Source organism: Streptomyces sp. NPDC058246 (assembly GCF_042881985.1).
Lineage (GTDB): Bacteria > Actinomycetota > Actinomycetes > Streptomycetales > Streptomycetaceae > Streptomyces.
This window is the reverse complement of the sequence record NZ_JBHVWZ010000002.1, coordinates 322,404-340,120: the sequence shown is the minus strand read 5'-3', so window position 1 is coordinate 340,120 and position 17,717 is coordinate 322,404. Positions and strand designations below refer to the sequence as shown.

Below are 17,717 nucleotides of genomic sequence, written 5' to 3'. Positions count from 1 at the left end.
GAGCCCTGGCCAGGTCACTAACCTTGCGCCATGACAACGGCTCTGATTACGGGATCGACCGCGGGCATCGGCGCCGCCTTCGCGCGGCGTCTGGCGGCTGACGGGCACAACCTCGTGCTGGTGGCACGCGATACGAAGCGGCTGCGCGAGCAGGCCACCGAACTGCACGACCGGCACGGCATCGAGGCGGAGGTGCTGACGGCGGACCTGGCGACCGACGAGGGCATCGAGACGGTGGCCGCCCGTCTGAGCGACCGCAAGAACCCCGTCGACCTGCTGGTCAACAACGCGGGCTTCGGCAACAAGGGCCGCTACCTCGACGTGCCGATGGCCGACGAGCTGAAGATGCTCAAGGTGCACTGCGAGGCGGTGCTCCGGCTGACGTCTGCGGCGACCGAGGCCATGCGGGAGCGCGGCCGGGGCGGGGTCGTCAACGTCGCGTCGGTGGCCGCGTTCGTGCCGCGGGGTACGTACGGGGCGTCCAAGGCGTGGGTGGTGCAGTTCACGCAGGGCGCGGCGAAGGATCTGGCGGGCAGCGGCGTACGGCTGATGGCGCTGGCCCCCGGCTTCGTGCGCACCGAGTTCCACCAGCGGGCCGGGATGGGCACGGACAACATCCCGAACTGGATGTGGCTCGACGCGGACAAGCTGGTCGCGGCGGCGCTCGCGGACCTGGCCCGCGGCAAGTCCCTGTCCGTCCCCGATCCGCGCTACAAGGCGCTGATGGGCCTGGTGAAGGTGACACCGCGCGCGCTGCTGGGCGGGATCACGTCGAAGACGGGACGGAAGTACGGGCCGCAGTAAGTCCCAGTTGGCACAGTTGGCCCAGTAAGAACCGGTAGTTCCCGGTAAGCCCCGGTAAAGGGGAGCTGCGCGGTAGGTGGTGTCGTCCCTCCGGTGGGAAAATGAGGCTGTTCAACCGGACCCAGGGGGCCGGAGGCGGCGCCATGACATTCGTACAGCTCATCGACTGCAGGACCAGCCGGTTCGACGACATGAACCGGCTGATGGACACATGGGTCGAGAAGACCAAGGGGAAGCGGACCGCTACGCACAGCGTGATCGGCAAGGACCGGTCCGACGCGACCCACTTCATAGAGATCGTGGAGTTCCCCTCGTTCGAAGAGGCGATGCGGAACTCGAAGCTTCCCGAGACGGACACGATCTTCCGGGAGATGGTGGCGCTCTGCGACGAGATGCCGACGTTCACGGACCTGGACGTGGTCCGCGACGAGCAGTTGTACGCGGCCACCATCCGCAGGTTCTTCGAGACGGTGGCCGTCACGGGTGAACTGCCGCCGCTCAACGATCTGATGGCGGAGAACTACCACGACCACGATCCGTCCAACGAACAGGACACCATCGGTCTCGACGCGATGCGGCGCGAGATCGGGATGTGGCGCGGCGGGTTCGATTTCGTCTTCACCGTCGACGACCAGATCACCGAGGGCGAGCGCGTCTGCACCCGGTGGACCTGGAGCGGCACCCACACGGGCGACTTCATGGGCATTCCGGCGACCGGGCAGCAGGTCGGCATGACCGGGACGACCATCTTCCGCTGCCAGGACGACGGAAAGATCGCCGAGGGCTGGTGGCAGTACGACCGGCTGGGGCTGATGTCGCAGCTCGGGGCGCTCGACGCGCTGGAGATGTAGCACTCCCGACGGAAGAGGCCCCCTTCCCAGCTGGGAAGGGGGCCTCTTCAAGGCGTCGTACCTCAGGCGTCGTACCTCAGGCGTCACGCCTCGGACGTCAGACGTCAGACGTCAGACGTCAGACGTCAGTGCGAGTGCCCGTGGCCGTGGCCGTGACCGCCGTCGGACTCCTCCTCGGCCGGCTTCTCGACGACCAGGGTCTCGGTCGTGAGGAGCAGGGAGGCGATGGAGGCGGCGTTCTCCAGGGCGGAGCGGGTGACCTTGACCGGGTCGATGACGCCGGCCTTGACCAGGTCGCCGTACTCGCCGGTGGCGGCGTTGAAGCCCTGGCCCTTGTCGAGGTCGGCGACCTTGGAGGTGATGACGTAACCCTCCAGGCCGGCGTTCTCGGCGATCCAGCGCAGCGGCTCGACGGCGGCCTTGCGGACGACCGCGACACCCGTGGCCTCGTCGCCGGTCTTGCCGAGGTTGCCCTCGAGGACCTTCACGGCGTGGACGAGCGCGGAGCCACCACCGGAGACGATGCCCTCCTCGACCGCGGCGCGGGTCGCGGAGATGGCGTCCTCCAGACGGTGCTTCTTCTCCTTGAGCTCGACCTCGGTGGCGGCGCCGACCTTGATCACGCACACGCCGCCGGCCAGCTTCGCGAGGCGCTCCTGGAGCTTCTCGCGGTCCCAGTCGGAGTCGGTGTTCTCGATCTCGGCCTTGATCTGGTTGATCCGGCCGGCGACCTCGTCGGAGCTGCCGCCACCGTCGACGACGGTGGTGTCGTCCTTGGTGACGGTCACGCGGCGGGCGGTGCCCAGCACGTCCAGGCCGACCTGGTCGAGCTTGAGGCCGACCTCCTCGGCGATGACCTGACCACCGGTGAGGGTGGCGATGTCGCCGAGCATGGCCTTGCGGCGGTCACCGAAGCCGGGGGCCTTCACGGCGACGGCGTTGAACGTGCCGCGGATCTTGTTCACGACCAGGGTCGACAGGGCCTCGCCCTCGACGTCCTCGGCGATGATCAGCAGCGGCTTGGAGGCGTTGGCCTGGATGACCTTCTCCAGCAGCGGCAGCAGGTCCTGGATGGAGCTGATCTTGCCCTGGTGGATGAGGATGTACGGGTCCTCGAGGACGGCCTCCATGCGCTCCTGGTCCGTCACGAAGTACGGCGACAGGTAGCCCTTGTCGAAGGCCATGCCCTCGGTGAAGTCCAGCTCGAGACCGAAGGTGTTGGACTCCTCGACGGTGATGACACCGTCCTTGCCGACCTTGTCCATCGCCTCGGCGATGAGCTCGCCGACCTGCGGGTCCTGGGCGGACAGACCGGCGACGGCGGCGATGTCGGACTTCTCGTCGATCGGGCGCGCGGTGGCGAGGAGTTCGTCCGAGACCGCCTTGACGGCCGCGTCGATGCCCTTCTTCAGCAGCGCCGGGGAGGCACCCGCGGCGACGTTCTTCAGGCCCTCGCGGACGAGCGCCTGGGCCAGCACGGTGGCGGTGGTCGTACCGTCACCCGCGATGTCGTTGGTCTTGGTCGCCACCTCCTTCACCAGCTGGGCGCCGAGGTTCTCGTACGGGTCCTCGACCTCGACCTCGCGGGCGATGGTCACACCGTCGTTGGTGATGGTGGGAGCGCCGAACTTCTTGTCGATGACGACGTTGCGGCCCTTGGGACCGATCGTCACCTTCACCGTGTCGGCAAGCTTGTTGACGCCGCGCTCAAGGGCGCGACGGGCGTCCTCGTCGAACTTCAGGATCTTCGCCATGGGAGCGATTCAGCCCTCTCGGAAAACTTGGGAGAAACGAACTGCGCCCCCAGCGCCCGGCTTCATGGAGGTCGCGGGGGCCAGGGGCGCAGTTCACTGCAAATCTGGGTGAATTACTTCTCGATGATCGCGAGCACGTCGCGAGCCGAGAGGACGAGGTACTCCTCGCCGTTGTACTTCACCTCGGTGCCGCCGTACTTGCTGTACAGCACGACGTCGCCGACAGTGACGTCGAGCGGAAGACGGTTGCCGTCCTCGAACCGGCCCGGGCCCACGGCCAGGACGACGCCCTCCTGGGGCTTCTCCTTGGCGGTGTCCGGAATAACCAGGCCAGAAGCCGTGGTCTGCTCGGCGTCGAGCGGCTGGACCACAATGCGGTCCTCGAGCGGCTTGATGGCAACCTTGGAGCTGGTGGTCGTCACGATCCGACCTCCCCCTTCGGAGATCTCACGGGGTTAACTGTCTGAGGTGGCGACCAGGTCGATCCGTCGTCGCGGGTGCCGGACCTGCCCGTCGCTATTGGCACTCTCCAGGGGGGAGTGCCAGACCCGAGACTATGACTGCGATTAGCACTCGGTCAAGCGGAGTGCCAACGCGGCGCCTACATGAACGTAAAACCTCGGTACGGTCCCCGGCGCGAGAGCGGTCGGTCGTGGCCCTCCGAGCACCCGGAGTACCCCGAGCACCTCGAGCGCCTCGAGCGCCTTGAGCGCCCCGATCAGAGGTAGTCCTCCAGGCGCCCCAGCCCGTACCCCTGTGCCTGTACCCGTCGGAGCAGCCGGGTCGTCGCCCCCGTCAGGCCCGGCTCGTCGGGGATGACCAGGATCTCGCCGGCCCGCAGCGGGCCCACGCCGGTCTCCCGTCCCAGCACGAGCGCCGCGACCCCGCAGTCGGCGGCGGCGCGCAGCGTGGTGGCGTCGTACCTGCCGTACGGGGGACGCAGCAGCCTGGGCCGGATGCCGAAGCGCCGTTTCAGCTTCTCCTGCTGGCCGCAGATCTCGGCGCGCTGGCCGACGTACGGAAGGCCGCGCAGGGAGGCGTGGTCGAGGGTGTGGTTCTGCACGCTCGCACCGACCGCCCGCAGCTGCGCGAAGTGCCCGTACCCCGGCCCGACGACACTGTCCGTGAGAAACATGCTGACCGGCAGCCGCAGTTCACGGACCATGTCGACGAACCGCGGATCCCGCTCGGCACCGTCGTCGTACGTCAGGAAGACCACCCGGTCGCGGGTGGCCACGTGGTCCACGACCGGGAGCAGCCCCGGCCCCGCGGTGCGCGCGGCGGTCCGGGCGGGCGGCCGCGGCGGCCGGGCGAGCGGGGCGGCGAGCCCCCAGCGGCGGTACGCCGCCTCGCGCGGACGTACCTTCTGCGCCGCCTTCTTGCCCAGCCGCTCGATCGGGTCGACGGACTGCGCGCAGCCGCTGAGCAGCGCGGCGGCGAGCAGTCCGGCGACCAGCGCGCGCACCCGGTACCTCACAGGTAGTCCTCCAGGCGGGCCACGGCGTATCCCTTGTCCGTCACCATCTTCAGGAAGCGGCGGACCATGTCGGTCATGGTGCCGTTCCAGTCGTTGCGGCCGCGGAAGTGGGTGAGGACGATGTCGCCGGGGTGCAGGTCACGGTCCCACTCGCGGTAGTCCCAGTGGTCGACGAAGACTTCCTCGTCCCAGATGGGCGCGTACTTGATGCCGCAGGACTTGGCGGCGCGCAGGGTGTCCTGGTTGTAGTTGCCGTACGGGGGCCGGAAGAGCGTCGGGCGCTTGCCGAACTGCTTGCTCATCACGGACTGCATGCCGCAGATCTCGTACCGCTGCTCGTCGTAGGAGAGCCCGGGCAGGTAGGGGTGGTGCAGCGTGTGGTTGTTGAGGGTGACGCCGCTGTCGCGCATCTTGCGGAAGTAGGCGTAGTTGTCCTTGATCAGGTAGTTGCTGAGGAAGGCGGTGTACGGGATCTTCAGGTCGTTCATCATCCGCAGGAACTTCGGGTCCTTCTCGTCACCGTCGTCGATGGTGAGGAAGACGATCTTTTCCTTGGTCGGGACGGTCGTGAAGACCGGCGGCAGCCCCAGCTCCTCCTGGTCGTCGACCTCGAACCCGTCGCGGGGCTTGATCACCGGCTTCTTGGCGGGCGGGGGCGGGGGGTCCAGGGGCGTCCTGTCCAGCCCCCAGTGCTTGGCCGCGGCGACACGCTGGGCGTGTCCGAGGCGGAGCCTGGAGGCGTACGAGTCGAGGGCGCGGGCCGGGGGCGCCTTCAGCGCCTGCTGCCCGTGGGCCGGCCGCGCACCCTCGCCACCACCGTCCCCACAGCCGGACACCAGCGCGGCAAGGGCGAGCACGGCAACTCCGCCACGGAGGCCGACACCCCGGCCGACACTCCAGCCAGCACCCTTTGACCCGGTTTTTTCATTTTGTCGTACTAGTCGCATGGTGCCGGATCCTCCCAGGACGGGCCCCGCGCGCGACCCCGACACCGCCGTGGGACGCGCACCATCCACCGACTGGCCCACAATGGGCCGGTGAACGACGTCTCCTTCGCCTCCCTGCTCACCCCCGAGGGCCGTGCCCTGCTCGACGAGGTGCGCGGCACCGAACCGGCGCGGGAGCTGGCCGTCGCCACCCGGCTGCGCCGTGAGCACCCGGCCGAGCTGGTCTCGGCGGCGCTCGGACAGGCGCGGCTGCGGCAGCGGGCGGCCGCGAAGTTCGGGGCCGAGGACGCGGAGCGGATGTTCTTCACCCCGAACGGGGTCGAGCAGTCGACGCGGACGAGCGTGGCCACCTACCGCGCGGAGCGGTTCCGCGCGCTGGGCGTCCGCGCCGTCGCCGACCTCTGCTGCGGCATCGGCGGCGACGCGATCGCGCTGGCCCGCGCCGGGATCCGGGTCCTCGCCGTCGACCGCGACCCGCTGACGGCGGCGGTCGCCCGCGCCAACGCCGACGCGCTCGGCCTCACCGGCCTCATCGAGGTGCGCGAGGCGGATGTCACCGAGGTGGACACGACGGCGTACGACGCGGTCTTCGTGGACCCCGCGCGGCGGGGCGGCCGTGGCCGGATCTTCGACCCCGAGGCGTACTCACCGCCGCTGTCGTGGGCGGTCGACACGGCGCTCAAGGCCCCGCTCGCCGCCCTGAAGATCGCCCCCGGCATCCCGCACGAGGCGATCCCGGCCGAGGCGGAGGCCGAGTGGATCTCGGACGGCGGGGACGTGAAGGAGGCGGTGCTGTGGTTCGGCACGGAGCCGGGCCTGGTGCGGGCCACACTGCTGCCCGGTCCGCGCGAGCTGCGCGGGCGAGGCCTGCCGGACCCTGAGGTCCGGACCGTCGGGCGCTATCTGTACGAGCCCGACGGCGCCGTCATCCGCGCGCATCTGGTCGCGGAGGTGGCCGAGGACCTCGACGGCGGGCTCCTCGACGAGACGATCGCGTACGTCACGGCGGACGCGCTGCGCCCGACGCCGTACGCCTCCGCGTACGAGATCACCGACCGACTGCCCTTCAACGTCAAGAAGTTGAAGGCGCTGCTGCGGGAGCGGGAGGTCGGCGTCCTGACGGTGAAGAAGCGGGGGTCGGCCGTCGAGCCGGAGGAACTGCGCCGCAAGGCGCTGCCCAAGCCGCAGGGGACGAACGCGGTGACGGTGTTCCTGACCCGGGTCGCGGGGGGGGCGCCCCCGGGGGCGGGGGGGGGCCGCGCCCCCCCCCCCCCCCGGGGTGGGGGGGGGTGGGGGGGGGCGGGGGGGGCGGCGCGGGGGCCCCCCCCATCGGCGGGGGGCCCCCCCCCGACGCCGCCTACTGCCGGTGGACCGTCTTGAGGGGTGCCAGGTTCGGCTCGGCGCCGACCGGCCCCGACCTCGCCACCGTCGCGGCCTGACCGCCGTTCGTGCGGAGCTCGAAGGTGCTCTGCCCCGAACTCGCCGGCTCCAGGCCGTTGTAGTACGGGTGGTACACGAACTGGCCGCTGCCGGCGCTGATCGAGGCGCCCGCGGTGTCCAGCGTGCCCGCCGCGATCGACCCGGTGCCGCCGAAGCCGACCACGAACTGCGTGCTCGCGGACTCGCGGAGCAGATAGCTCTTGGCCTCGCTCGACAGGGTGTCGCGCGAGGTCCACAGGACGGGTCCGAAGACGTTCGTCGCCGCACCCGCCGACACGCCGCCGCGCCAGTTGTTCGTGTAGGCGAGGGCGGCCTGGCTCGGGGCGCTCCACCAGAACTTGGCGATGGCCGCGGAGGTGCCCTCGTTGGTGCTCGCCGTGATCGGGTAGTAGGAGTATGTCGACGGCCACTTGGAGAGGTACGTGTGCGTCAGCGCGTACTTCGCCGACGCACCCACCGTGATGACCATGGTGTTCTTCGGGTTCAGGCCGTTGAGGTACGCCTTCACCGAATCGGTCAGCTTGTTGCCGTCGTTGAGGACGACACTGCCCGCGCTGCTCGTACCGTCCGCCCCGGCCGCGGCGGCCGCCGCGAGCGCCGAGTGGTAGTCGGTGCCGGTGGCCAGGAACACGTACTTCGGCGCGCTGGTCACGGACTTCGCCACCGCGACCGAGGTCGAGTAGCGGGACGTCCCCGCCAGCCGCTTCGGGGTGAAACCGAGTGCGGACACCTGCGAGGACACCGCGCTGCCGAGGATGGACGTGCCGCCGATGAGGTAGACGTTCGCGCCCGGCTTCAGCACCCGCTTGAGCTCGGCCTTCGTCGCGGAGGACAGGCCGCTCTTCGGGGTCATCAGCACCGGCCCCTGCTTCTTGCCGGCCAGCGCGGGCGCGGTGAGCGAGTACGCCGCGTCGTCCTGGTTGATCAGCACAGCGGCCTTGGCGTCCAGCAGGCCCGGCGCGCTCTGCCCGACCGTGTTCCAGGTCCAGCGCGAGGCGGCGTTGTTGGAGGCGTAGGTGTCGGCGCCCCAGACCCTGCCGGTGCCGTTCTTGCGCAGCGGCTGCCAGCTGGGGTTGCTGCCGGAGTTGCCGGCCGGGTCGGCCGGCACCTTGGTGAGCGTGCCGGTGGCCAGGTCCACGTACTCGGTGGTGTGCACGTCGGAGCTGTCGCCCGTGGTGTGGGCGTCGAAGATGATCCGCTTGCCGGTGGGCGACCAGGACGGGTTCTCGTAACCCCGGGAGTCGGTGGTGATCTGCTGGACGCCCGTGCCGTCGGCGTTGGCGGTGAAGATCTGCGACATCCCGCCGCCGACGTGCCGCACGAACGCCAGCTTGCTGCCGTCCGGCGAGTAGGCGGGCTGCTCGGCGTCGGCCAGGACCCGCTTGACCGTCTTCGCCGTCGAGTCGTAGACCCAGACGCCGTCGTTGTCGTAGCAGCCGTAGTTGATGCGCCGCTCGAACGCCACCAGACCGTACGGGCTCACGGTCGGGTCCTTGTCGCAGACGGTGGAGGGCTCCTGGGTGGCCGTCAGCAGCGGGCGGGGCGCCCACGAGCCGTCGGAGGGACCGTAGGCGAGCTGGCCGCCGGTGGAGAAGACGACGTAGCGCCCGCCCCACCAGAAGGCCAGGTCCTCGTACGAGGCGCTGGAGCGGACCCCTTCCGCCCAGGGCAGGGTGATCTTCGAGGCACCGCTCGGCCGGATGCTCGAGATCTGGCTCCAGGTGGTGATGAGCCGGCTGCCGTCCGGCGCCCAGGCGGCGTACCAGCCGGCCTGGCTCGGAACCTCGGTGGCCTTGCCGGTGGTCGGATCGACCAGGAGCGGGCCGTCCACCAGGATCTTGCCCTCGGTGCCCGGCCAGGGACCGGCGTCGTCGGCGACAGCGCCGGGCGCCGTCGCCAGGGTGGCCGCGGCGAAGGTCGCCGCGGTCGCGAGCGCCGCCGCACGGCGGCGCGTGAACATGCTCAAGTTGTTGACCCCCCATGGATCAGAAACGTCGGAGCTGCGCTCGCTCGCAGGGCCGGTGCCTCTCCCCTCGAAGGCTCACAGCCGCGTCATGGCAGCCGGGTCACTGTAATTCGTGAAGTTCCGTGGGGGAACAGAGTTACGGAAGGTGTCCAGGAGAAGGCCGGTACGCCAACCGGGCTCAGCCGCTCGACCTGGCCCGGTCCAGCAGCAGCGCGCGTTCCCGCTCGTTGCGGGCCAGGGCCGCCGCACGCTCGAACTCCGCCCGCGCCTGAGCCGTACGTCCGAGCCGGGCGAGCAGGTCGCCCCGGACGCTGGGCAGCAGGTGGTAGTCGCGGAGCGCGGGCTCTTCGGCGAGGGCGTCGACGAGGGCGAGCCCGGCCTCCGGCCCCTCCGCCATCGAGACGGCGACGGCGCGGTTCAGCTCGACCACGGGGGAAGGAGAGCGGACCGCCAGCAGCCCGTACAGGGTGGCGATCCGGCTCCAGTCCGTGTCCTCGTACGTGTAAGCCTGCGCGTGGCACGCGGCGATGGCCGCCTGGAGGGCGTACGGGCCGGGGCCGCCCGTGGCGACGGCGTTGGCGCGGCCCAGCGCGGCGAAGCCCCGGCGGATGAGCATGCGGTTCCAGCGGCGGCGGTTCTGGTCCTTGAGGAGGACCGGTTCGCCGGACGGTCCGGTCCGGGCGGCGGCGCGGGACTCCTGGATCTCCAACAGGGCGACCAACCCGTGCACTTCGGGCTCCTTGGGCATCAACTCGGCCAGTACCCGGGCCAGTCGGAGCGCGTCCTCGCACAGGGCGGGACGCAGCAGGTCGTCGCCCTCGGTGGCCGCGTACCCCTCGTTGAAGATCAGGTAGATGACCTCGAGGACGGACCCGAGACGGGCTTCGCGCTCGGGGCCGTACGGGACCTCGAAGGCGACCCCCTTCGTCGCGAGCGTCCGCTTGGCGCGCACGATGCGCTGAGCGACGGTCGCTTCCGGGGCGAGGAAGGCGCGCGCGATCTCGGGAGTCGTCAGGCCGCCCAGCAGCCGCAGTGTGAGGGCGATACGGGCCTCGGCGGACAGGACGGGGTGGCAGGCGGTGAAGACGAGGCGGAGCAGGTCGTCGTCGATGTCGTCCGGGTCGGCGGGCTCGTCGAGGTGGTGCGGGGCGGTGACCGACAGGTCCCGCCCCACCTCCTCCAGCTTGCGCGCGTACCGCTCCCGGCGGCGTACGAGGTCGATCGCCCGGTGCTTGGCCGCCGCCGTCAGCCAGGCACCCGGATTGTCCGGCACGCCGTCCCTGGGCCACTGTTCGAGGGCCGCGACCAGGGCGTCCTGCGCGAGTTCCTCGGCGATGCCGACGTCACGGACGATCCGGGCGACGCCGGCGATGATGCGGGGCGACTCGATACGGAAGACGGTCTCGACGGTCTCGACGGCACCGGGGACGGTGGGCTGCTGTTCCACAGCCCACCATCAGACACCCGCGAGGCCGCGCGGCCAAGCCGTGGCTCAGCCCTCCGCGATCTCCCGCACCTCGCAGGTCACCGTCCAGTGCTCCTCGTGCACCTTCAGGAAGCGGTTGGTCCACTCCAGCGCCTCGGCCATGTCCTTGCACTGCATGATCGCGTAGCCGCCGACGACCTCCTTGGACTCGGTGAAGGGCCCGTCGGTGACGGACAGCTGCCCGCCCGCCCAGTGCACCCGCTTCCCCTGGGCGGACGGCGTCAGCCCGGCGGTGTCGAGCATGACGCCCGCCTTGGTGATCTCCTCGATCAGCTCCCCCATCCGCTGCATCAGCTCGGGGCTGGGGCCCTCGGCGGGCGCGGTGCTCTCGTCGATCCGGACGAGCGACAGGTAGCGCGGCATGGTGACTCCTCGTGTGTCTCGCGTATGGCTCTCACGCCTCGGAGGCGGGCTCTCCCGGCCTCTCACCCCTGCGTCGAACGGGAGACGCCGGTTTCGACACCGTCCCCGGAATTTCTCGAATTTTCTCCCGCCGGACGCGTTTCCGCAGGTCGTGGGGTTACGACCGAGGTGGAGGCCGGCTCTGGGCGGCTACTCGACCGTGAAGCCGAACTGCGCCTTCGTGTACGGGGTCCCGAGGGTCCGGCCGCCGAAGGAGAGCGCCGCGTCCGGGACGATCCCGCCGGGTCGGCCGCGGAGTTCCCAGACGGCGCCGTTGCCGGTGTTCTCGTGCGGGGCGGCGGCGGTCAGGTCGGCGTAGCCGTTGCCGTTGATGTCGAGGAGCTGGACGGCGTAGCCGAAGATGTCGTCGGTCTCGGAGGTGCCGGGGATGCCGGAGGTGTTCTGGCTGATGAACTGGGCGCCGGTGCCGGTGAGCCCGGAGCGGCTGCCGTGCAGCAGGGTGACGTCGCCGGTGCACTTGGCGTCCCCCAGGTCTTCGCAGGCGGCGCCGACCGCGACGTCGTCGTATCCGTCGCCGGTGACGTCCCCGACGGCCACCGCGGCGCCGAACATGTCGTTGCTCTCGTCGGCTCCCGGCACACCGGGGCTGTCCTGCGTGAACGTCTTCCAGGTGGCGCTCTGCGGGATGCCGGACGCCGAGCCGTAGGCGACGTCGATCCGGTTGTCGGAGCCGATTCCGGCGACCACGTCGTCATACCCGTCGCCGTTGATGTCGCCGAGCGCGACGGAGTGGTCGCCGCCGTGCGCACCGGTGCGCACCAGGCCGGAGGCCGAGGCCCGGTAGAGGTCCGTGCAGTAGTTGCCGTCGCCGCAGTACACCGACAGCGCGAGGTCCTCGCGGCCGTCGCCGTCGACGTCCCCGGTGGCGCCGCCCGTGACATCGACGTACTGGAGGTGCTCGGGGTCGAGGGCCGACGAGCGGGCCGGGGCGCCGGTGCGGCTCACCGGGCCCGTCCAGACGACGGCCTCGGTGCCTCCGGGGTCGTCCCCGCCGCCGTGCCCGGGACGGAACAGCGCCAGGTCGAGCCTGCCGTCGCCGTCGAAGTCACCGGTCTGGCTGTTCTCGCCGGGGACGGATGTGCCCCCGGCCAGTCCGCGCGCCCCGCCCCAGACGACGACGGCGTCACCGGCCCCGCCGGTACCGATGACCAGGTCCGCGTAACCGTCGCCGTCGAGATCGCCCTTGGACAGCTGCGTCCCGAAGGCCTGCCCCTTGACCGGACTGCCCGGAATCCCGCTCGTGGCCCGGCTGATGACGGTCCGCCTGCTCCCGTCGGTCGCCGACAGCCCGTGCGGGCCCCCGTACATCACCACAACATAGCCCGCCTTGCTCTGCCCCCCGACGGTCGCGTGGTCGGCGGCGATGGCGAGGTCCGCGTATCCGTCGCCGTTGAAGTCGTCGCGTACGGGGGCGGCGGGGCGAGCCGCGGCCCCCTCGGCCGTGCCCAACTGGCCTACTCCCAGGGCGACAAGGCCCACCGCCAGCGGTACCGCCCAACGAGCACGCGAACGCAGGGAAAACATCGGGACACCCTCCCGTTACGGCGACACGGTCACCGCACGAGACTCACCATCTCGGAGATTGGTTGTACGCCCGCTCACTTCAGCGAGGCCCACAGGTCGCTCGCCTCCGGCTCGTCGGCCACCACCCGGTTGCGGTCCGAGGGAGCCGTCACCACCGGCATCATCACCGTCTTGACCTCGTCGGACGACAGGGACTTCAGGCTCTGGCCGAGTTTCGTCAGTTCGCCCAGGGAGTCGAGCCCCGTGTCGGTGGTGAGGCTGCCGGTGACCGCGTCGGCGACCTTGTAGAGCTTGGTGGGATCGGTGAGCAGGGCGGTCGACGACATCTGCTTCAACAGGGCTTTGACCAGCTTCTGCTGGAGGCCTATGCGGCCCAGGTCGCTGCCGTCGCCTATGCCGTGTCGGGTACGGGCCAGCGCGAGTGCCTGCGTGCCGTCGAGGTGGTGTTCGCCGGCCTTGAGGTGCAGATGGCTCTTGTCGTCGTCGATGTTCTCGTCCGTCGTGACGGTGACGCCGCCCAGCGCGTCCACCAGGCTCGCGAAGCCGGAGAAGTCGATCTCGATGTAGTGGTCCATGCGGACGTCGGTCATGGCCTCGACCGTCTTCACCGCGCAGACCGGACCGCCGACGGAGTACGCGCTGTTGAACATCGCGTGATACGCCACCGAGGTCGTCCCGCCCGACGCCGTGGGGCAGGAGGGGCGGGTGACCAGGGTGTCCCGGGGGATGCTCACCACGGTCGCCTTGGTGCGGCCCTCGTCGATGTGGACGACCATCGCGGTGTCCGAGCGGGCGCCGGAGCTGCTGCCGCCGCCGAGCTCGGCGTTCGCCTTGCCGCTGCGGGAGTCGGAGCCGAGGACCAGGATGTTCAGCGCGCCGCTCGGCAGCGGGGACGCGGAGGCCGACGCGGACGCCGAGGGGGTCGACACGGCCTTCGGCGGGCGGTCGTCGCCCAGCGCGCTGTTGATGTCCACGCTCTTGATGTTGTGGTTCAGGTGCCAGTAGGCCCAGCCCACCCCCGCGGCGGAGAGGACGAGGGCGCCGGCGAGTACGACTCCGGCGGCCTTCAGCAGCCCGCGCCGCCGGCCGCCGCGTCTCGCGACGCCCTCGTGGCCGTCCCCGTGCTCGTCTTCAGCTTTCACGCGGAGGAACGTAAGTCCGATTTATTACGCGCAGGAACCTCTTCTGGGCTTTCCTTCGGAAAATCTCAGACTTCTCAGGCGGACCTCAGCGTTCCGGCCTGGGAACTCATCCCGACGTCACCATCGGTACGTGTTCCGGCGGTTGCCCCGGGCCACCCGCTCCGACGACCGCCAGGAGCCGGCTCCGACGACCGCCAGGACCCGGCTCCGGCAGCCGTCAGGACACCGACTCGAAGCGCCACCGGTGCACCGCCCGGGTCACCAACTCCCCGTCCGGCTCGGGGAGTTCGGGCAGTTCGGCGTCGTACGCCGCGTCCCACCACGTGATGACGAGCACGCGGTCCTGGGGCGCCCGGAAGATCTCCCGGCGCAGCGGCGAGGCCGCGAGCTCCTGCCCCCGCACCCAGTCGAGCAGCTCATCCCCCCGCCCGGAGACCGCCCGCGCCTCCCACATCAGCGCGACGCTCACGAGTACAGGTTCTCCTTGCTGACCTCGTGCACATGATCATGCGAGTGCGCGGGGGAGTGCGTATGCGCGTGCCCTGGCACATGCGGGTCGGTCACCGGCAGCGAGGAGTCCGCCGACAGGTCCCAGTCGGAGGCGGCCCGGTTCCGCGCCACCATCTCCGCGCCCAGCGCGGCCACCATCGCCCCGTTGTCCGTGCACAGCTTGGGCCGCGGCACCCGCAGCCGGATCCCGGCGGCCTCGCAGCGCTCCTGGGCCAGTACCCGCAGCCGCGAGTTGGCGGCCACACCGCCGCCGATCATGAGGTGGTCGACACCCTGGTCCTTGCAGGCCCGTACGGCCTTCCTGGTCAGCACGTCCACCACCGCCTCCTGGAAGGAGGCGGCCACATCGCGCACCGGCACCTCCTCCCCGGCCGCCCGCTTGGCCTCGATCCAACGGGCCACGGCGGTCTTCAGACCGGAGAAGGAGAAGTCGTACGCCGGGTCACGCGGCCCGGTGAGCCCGCGCGGGAACGCGATCGCACGGGGGTCGCCCTCCTTCGCGTACCGGTCGATGACGGGACCGCCGGGGAAGCCGAGGTTCAGCACGCGAGCGATCTTGTCGAAGGCCTCGCCCGCCGCGTCGTCGATGGTCGCGCCCATCGGCCGTACGTCGGAGGTGATGTCCGTGGAGAGGAGCAGCGAGGAGTGTCCGCCCGAGACGAGGAGGGCCATCGTCGGCTCCGGCAGCGCGCCGTGCTCCAGCTGGTCCACGCAGATGTGGGAGGCGAGGTGGTTGACGCCGTACAGCGGCTTGCCCAGCGCGTACGCGTACGCCTTCGCGGCGGAGACCCCGACGAGCAGCGCCCCGGCGAGCCCGGGCCCGGCGGTCACCGCGATGCCGTCCAGATCCTTCGCGCTCACCCCCGCTTCCTTCAGCGCCCGGTCGATGGTGGGCACCATCGCCTCCAGGTGGGCGCGGGAGGCGACCTCCGGTACGACCCCGCCGAAACGCGCGTGCTCGTCGACGCTGGAGGCGATCGCGTCCGCGAGGAGTGTGGTGCCGCGGACGATGCCGACGCCGGTCTCGTCACAGGAGGTCTCGATGCCGAGTACCAGAGGCTCGTCGCGTGAGTCAGCCATTGATCTCTGTTCCTTGCGTTCCGTGTACGGAGGTCGAGGGGTCGGTCAGGCGCATGACCAGGGCGTCGATGTTCCCCGGCTGGTAGTAGCCGCGTCTGAAACCGATGGGCTCGAAGCCGAAGCGCTCGTACAGCTTCTGCGCGCGCACGTTGTCCACGCGGCATTCGAGCAGCACCTCGGCGCACTCGAAGGCGGTCGCGGCCCGCAGCAGCTCGGCGAGCAGGCGCGCGCCGAGGCCGGTGCCCCACTGGTCGCGGGCGACGGCGATGGTCTGTACGTCGCCCACGTCACCGGAGGCGGCGAGCCCCGCGTACCCGACGAGCCGGCCGTCGTCGACGGCGACGACATACCGTCGCGTCGCCTCCGACCCGCGGGCATGGGCCAGCTCGGACCAGAACATCCCCCGCGACCAGGCGTCCTCGGGGAAGAGCGCCTTCTCCAGCTCCACCACGGGATCGATGTCCCACCAGCGCATCTCGCGCAGCTCGGTCGTCACTTGGGGGTGACCACCTTGTAGTTCTTGGGCACCTGGGCGTCCGGGCGGCGCAGGTAGAGCGGCCGGGGGGCGTCCAGTTCCTCGCCCGCGGTGAGCTTCTCCGCGGCGAGGGAGGCGAGCGCGGCCGCCGACACGTTCTCGGGCGCGCGGACGTCCGGGAACGTGTCGGGGTAGAGCAGCGCGCCCGCGCCGACGGCGGGCAGCCCGGCCACCGCCTCGGTGATCTCGGCGGGGCGGTCCACGGCGGGCTCCGACACCCGCGTACGGGGGTCGGCGTAGCGCGCCCAGTAGACCTCCTTGCGCCGGGCGTCGGTGGCCACGACGAAGGGGCCCTCGACGTCGGCCGCGTACGCGAGGCCGTCGAGGGTGCACAGGCCGTGCACGGGCACGCCGAGGGCGAGCCCGAAGGTGTCGGCGGTCATGAGGCCGACGCGCAGCCCCGTGTACGGGCCGGGGCCGACGCCCACGACGATGCCGGTGACGGCGTCCAGCTTGAGGCCTGCCTCGGTGAGCACCCGGTCGACGGCCGGCAGCAGCAGCTCCCCGTGGCGGCGCGCGTCCACCTGGCTCGACGAGGTGATGACGGACGTGCCGTCGTGCAGGGCGACGGTCACGGCGGGGGTGGCGGTATCCAGAGCGAGCAAGAGCACGCAAACAGCGTACGGCGCCCCGGGGGGTGTCTTGTGTGCCGGAACCCCGCGAGCCAGGCCCGGCACACAAGACACCCCCTGGGCCGGACGTACGGCCGCCCCGGAGTGGCGCTCCCCGGCTGCTACCGTCACAGCAACGACGTATGCCGTACGAGAGGTGGGCACACAAGGTGGCTAGGAGCAGCTCGGGTTTCGTTGCCGCGCTCACCGTGGCGGCGGTCGCCGCAGTCAGCTTCCTCGCCTACCAGGCGTCCGCGAACGTGCCGGACACCCTGGGCGATCCGCACGCCGGGCCGTCGCCCAAGGCGTCCGCCTCGAAGGCTCCCCGGGACAAGAAGAACCCGGCGGCGCTGCCCGCCCAGTCCGGCACCGGTGAGCGGGTCGTCTACTCGACCGACGACGACCGCGTGTGGCTGGTCAGCCCGAGCAACAAGGTGCAGCGCACCTTCAAGGTCACCCCGGGCACCATCGACCCGGCCGTCGGCTCCTACGCGGTCACGTCACGCAACCGCGCGGTCACCGGATCGGACGGCGTGGGCGTCGAGCACGTCGTACGGTTCACGCTGGTCGACGGCGTCGCGATCGGCTTCAGCGCGGCCGTGAACGGCTCGACGGCCTCGCCGGACTCCTCCAAGAAGCTCGGCGGCATCCGCGAGTCCCGCGCGGACGGCAACGCGATGTGGGACTTCGCGACGATCGGCGTGAAGGTCGTCGTCATCCAGTAGGCGCCCTTCCGCCCTTCAGGGGCGCGGGAAGCCACGCCGCACCGGCTCGCGGAGCGAACCGGTGCGCGGCGGAGCGCCTACGCGGCCTTGCGGGGCTCTACGCGGCCTTGGCTCTACGCGGCCTTGCGGGGCTGCTCCACCACAGGGGCCTCCGGGGCCTGCGGCACCGGCATCGGGTCGCGCGGCGGCCTCGACACCGCCTCGGCCGCGGCGCAGGACGCCAGCAGATCCCGCATCGAGACTCCGGCCACCCCGGCCGCCCCGCGCGGCTGCGCCGGCGGCACCTCACGTTCTGAAGCCGACATGAACGCCTCCTGGGGCTCCGGGGGCAAGCGTGGTTAGGTAGACCTAACCACGCACTGACGTCCATGTGACCACGTCCGTGACGCCGAACGCAATATCTTGCCGACGGATTGTCGGAACGTTAGCCAAAGGCACGAAC

Annotated in this window: 18 protein-coding genes; 4 read left to right on the top strand and 14 right to left on the bottom strand. The window is 70.8% G+C overall.

The window, feature by feature from the left end; genetic code table 11:
* Positions 1-30 precede the first annotated feature (30 nt).
* Both ACFVXA_RS04105 and ACFVXA_RS04100 read left to right on the top strand, forming a co-directional pair.
* On the top strand, positions 31-804 hold the full coding sequence (locus ACFVXA_RS04105; RefSeq protein ID WP_389934958.1) for an SDR family NAD(P)-dependent oxidoreductase: 774 nt from the start codon (positions 31-33) through the stop codon (positions 802-804).
* A gap of 143 nt (positions 805-947) precedes the next feature.
* Positions 948-1,655: an ester cyclase gene (locus ACFVXA_RS04100; protein ID WP_362021930.1), complete on the top strand. Its 708-nt coding sequence runs from the start codon at positions 948-950 to the stop codon at positions 1,653-1,655.
* A 125-nt stretch (positions 1,656-1,780) separates the two neighbouring features.
* Here the strand turns inward: ACFVXA_RS04100 and groL are convergent, their stop codons facing one another.
* The 4 genes from groL to ACFVXA_RS04080 all read right to left on the bottom strand — a co-directional run bounded on the left by groL (position 1,781) and on the right by ACFVXA_RS04080 (position 5,833).
* A complete protein-coding gene (gene groL, locus ACFVXA_RS04095; protein ID WP_362021933.1) occupies positions 1,781-3,409 on the bottom strand; it encodes a chaperonin GroEL in 1,629 nt (542 codons plus the stop codon).
* A gap of 113 nt (positions 3,410-3,522) precedes the next feature.
* Positions 3,523-3,831: a co-chaperone GroES gene (gene groES / locus ACFVXA_RS04090; RefSeq protein WP_261705370.1), complete on the bottom strand. Its 309-nt coding sequence runs from the start codon at positions 3,829-3,831 to the stop codon at positions 3,523-3,525.
* 296 nt (positions 3,832-4,127) lie between these two features.
* The gene (locus ACFVXA_RS04085) at positions 4,128-4,886 is read right to left on the bottom strand and encodes a polysaccharide deacetylase family protein (RefSeq protein WP_383735920.1); all 759 of its coding nucleotides are present in this window, start codon (positions 4,884-4,886) and stop codon (positions 4,128-4,130) included.
* A complete protein-coding gene (locus ACFVXA_RS04080) occupies positions 4,883-5,833 on the bottom strand; it encodes a polysaccharide deacetylase family protein (RefSeq protein ID WP_390023734.1) in 951 nt (316 codons plus the stop codon). Before ACFVXA_RS04080 ends, ACFVXA_RS04085 begins: the two co-directional genes overlap by 4 nt.
* Before the next feature lie 90 nt (positions 5,834-5,923).
* Between ACFVXA_RS04080 and ACFVXA_RS04075 the strand changes: the two genes are divergently transcribed.
* Positions 5,924-7,213 (top strand): methyltransferase domain-containing protein, encoded by a 1,290-nt coding sequence (locus ACFVXA_RS04075; RefSeq protein WP_390023732.1) that lies wholly within the window; start codon positions 5,924-5,926, stop codon positions 7,211-7,213.
* Here ACFVXA_RS04075 and ACFVXA_RS04070 read toward each other — a convergent pair.
* From ACFVXA_RS04070 to tsaB, 9 genes are all read right to left on the bottom strand, one after another.
* The gene (locus ACFVXA_RS04070) at positions 7,191-9,233 is read right to left on the bottom strand and encodes a cell wall-binding repeat-containing protein (RefSeq protein ID WP_390023730.1); all 2,043 of its coding nucleotides are present in this window, start codon (positions 9,231-9,233) and stop codon (positions 7,191-7,193) included. The two genes, ACFVXA_RS04075 and ACFVXA_RS04070, sit on opposite strands and share 23 nt — an antisense overlap.
* A 184-nt stretch (positions 9,234-9,417) precedes the next feature.
* Entirely contained in the window at positions 9,418-10,686 is a 1,269-nt protein-coding gene (locus tag ACFVXA_RS04065; protein ID WP_389463236.1) for an RNA polymerase sigma factor, read from the bottom strand.
* A gap of 45 nt (positions 10,687-10,731) precedes the next feature.
* The gene (locus tag ACFVXA_RS04060; RefSeq protein ID WP_383735932.1) at positions 10,732-11,088 is read right to left on the bottom strand and encodes a YciI family protein; all 357 of its coding nucleotides are present in this window, start codon (positions 11,086-11,088) and stop codon (positions 10,732-10,734) included.
* Positions 11,089-11,277: 189 nt separating this feature from the next.
* The gene (locus ACFVXA_RS04055) at positions 11,278-12,672 is read right to left on the bottom strand and encodes a VCBS repeat-containing protein (protein ID WP_390023728.1); all 1,395 of its coding nucleotides are present in this window, start codon (positions 12,670-12,672) and stop codon (positions 11,278-11,280) included.
* Positions 12,673-12,746: 74 nt separating this feature from the next.
* Complete coding sequence (locus ACFVXA_RS04050; RefSeq protein ID WP_389756318.1) at positions 12,747-13,814, bottom strand: LCP family protein; 1,068 nt, start codon at positions 13,812-13,814, stop codon at positions 12,747-12,749.
* A gap of 217 nt (positions 13,815-14,031) precedes the next feature.
* The gene (locus tag ACFVXA_RS04045; RefSeq protein ID WP_389463232.1) at positions 14,032-14,283 is read right to left on the bottom strand and encodes a hypothetical protein; all 252 of its coding nucleotides are present in this window, start codon (positions 14,281-14,283) and stop codon (positions 14,032-14,034) included.
* Positions 14,280-15,404, bottom strand: a complete 1,125-nt coding sequence (tsaD, locus tag ACFVXA_RS04040; RefSeq protein WP_362021960.1) for a tRNA (adenosine(37)-N6)-threonylcarbamoyltransferase complex transferase subunit TsaD — start codon at positions 15,402-15,404, stop codon at positions 14,280-14,282. Before tsaD ends, ACFVXA_RS04045 begins: the two co-directional genes overlap by 4 nt.
* Entirely contained in the window at positions 15,397-15,879 is a 483-nt protein-coding gene (gene rimI, locus ACFVXA_RS04035) for a ribosomal protein S18-alanine N-acetyltransferase (protein WP_362022072.1), read from the bottom strand. The genes tsaD and rimI overlap by 8 nt, the downstream gene beginning before the upstream one ends.
* 17 nt (positions 15,880-15,896) lie before the next feature.
* Positions 15,897-16,550 (bottom strand): tRNA (adenosine(37)-N6)-threonylcarbamoyltransferase complex dimerization subunit type 1 TsaB, encoded by a 654-nt coding sequence (gene tsaB / locus ACFVXA_RS04030; protein WP_362021962.1) that lies wholly within the window; start codon positions 16,548-16,550, stop codon positions 15,897-15,899.
* Positions 16,551-16,720: 170 nt separating this feature from the next.
* On the opposite strand from tsaB, the gene ACFVXA_RS04025 reads away from it, so the two are divergent.
* The gene (locus ACFVXA_RS04025) at positions 16,721-17,275 is read left to right on the top strand and encodes a hypothetical protein (protein WP_390023726.1); all 555 of its coding nucleotides are present in this window, start codon (positions 16,721-16,723) and stop codon (positions 17,273-17,275) included.
* Between the two features lie 113 nt (positions 17,276-17,388).
* Here ACFVXA_RS04025 and ACFVXA_RS04020 read toward each other — a convergent pair whose 3' ends face one another.
* A complete protein-coding gene (locus tag ACFVXA_RS04020) occupies positions 17,389-17,580 on the bottom strand; it encodes a hypothetical protein (RefSeq protein WP_362021967.1) in 192 nt (63 codons plus the stop codon).
* Positions 17,581-17,717 lie beyond the last annotated feature (137 nt).

Excerpts from the sequence above, each read along its gene's own strand:
- ACFVXA_RS04105 (WP_389934958.1), top strand. The coding sequence starts at position 31 with ATGACAACGGCTCTGATTACGGGATCGACCGCGGGCATCGGCGCCGCC.
- ACFVXA_RS04100 (WP_362021930.1), top strand. The coding sequence starts at position 948 with ATGACATTCGTACAGCTCATCGACTGCAGGACCAGCCGGTTCGACGAC.
- groL (WP_362021933.1), bottom strand. The coding sequence starts at position 3,409 with ATGGCGAAGATCCTGAAGTTCGACGAGGACGCCCGTCGCGCCCTTGAG.
- ACFVXA_RS04080 (WP_390023734.1), bottom strand. The coding sequence starts at position 5,833 with ATGCGACTAGTACGACAAAATGAAAAAACCGGGTCAAAGGGTGCTGGC.
- ACFVXA_RS04070 (WP_390023730.1), bottom strand. The coding sequence starts at position 9,233 with ATGTTCACGCGCCGCCGTGCGGCGGCGCTCGCGACCGCGGCGACCTTC.
- ACFVXA_RS04060 (WP_383735932.1), bottom strand. The coding sequence starts at position 11,088 with ATGCCGCGCTACCTGTCGCTCGTCCGGATCGACGAGAGCACCGCGCCC.
- ACFVXA_RS04055 (WP_390023728.1), bottom strand. The coding sequence starts at position 12,672 with ATGTTTTCCCTGCGTTCGCGTGCTCGTTGGGCGGTACCGCTGGCGGTG.
- tsaD (WP_362021960.1), bottom strand. The coding sequence starts at position 15,404 with ATGGCTGACTCACGCGACGAGCCTCTGGTACTCGGCATCGAGACCTCC.
- rimI (WP_362022072.1), bottom strand. The coding sequence starts at position 15,879 with ATGCGCTGGTGGGACATCGATCCCGTGGTGGAGCTGGAGAAGGCGCTC.
- ACFVXA_RS04020 (WP_362021967.1), bottom strand. The coding sequence starts at position 17,580 with ATGTCGGCTTCAGAACGTGAGGTGCCGCCGGCGCAGCCGCGCGGGGCG.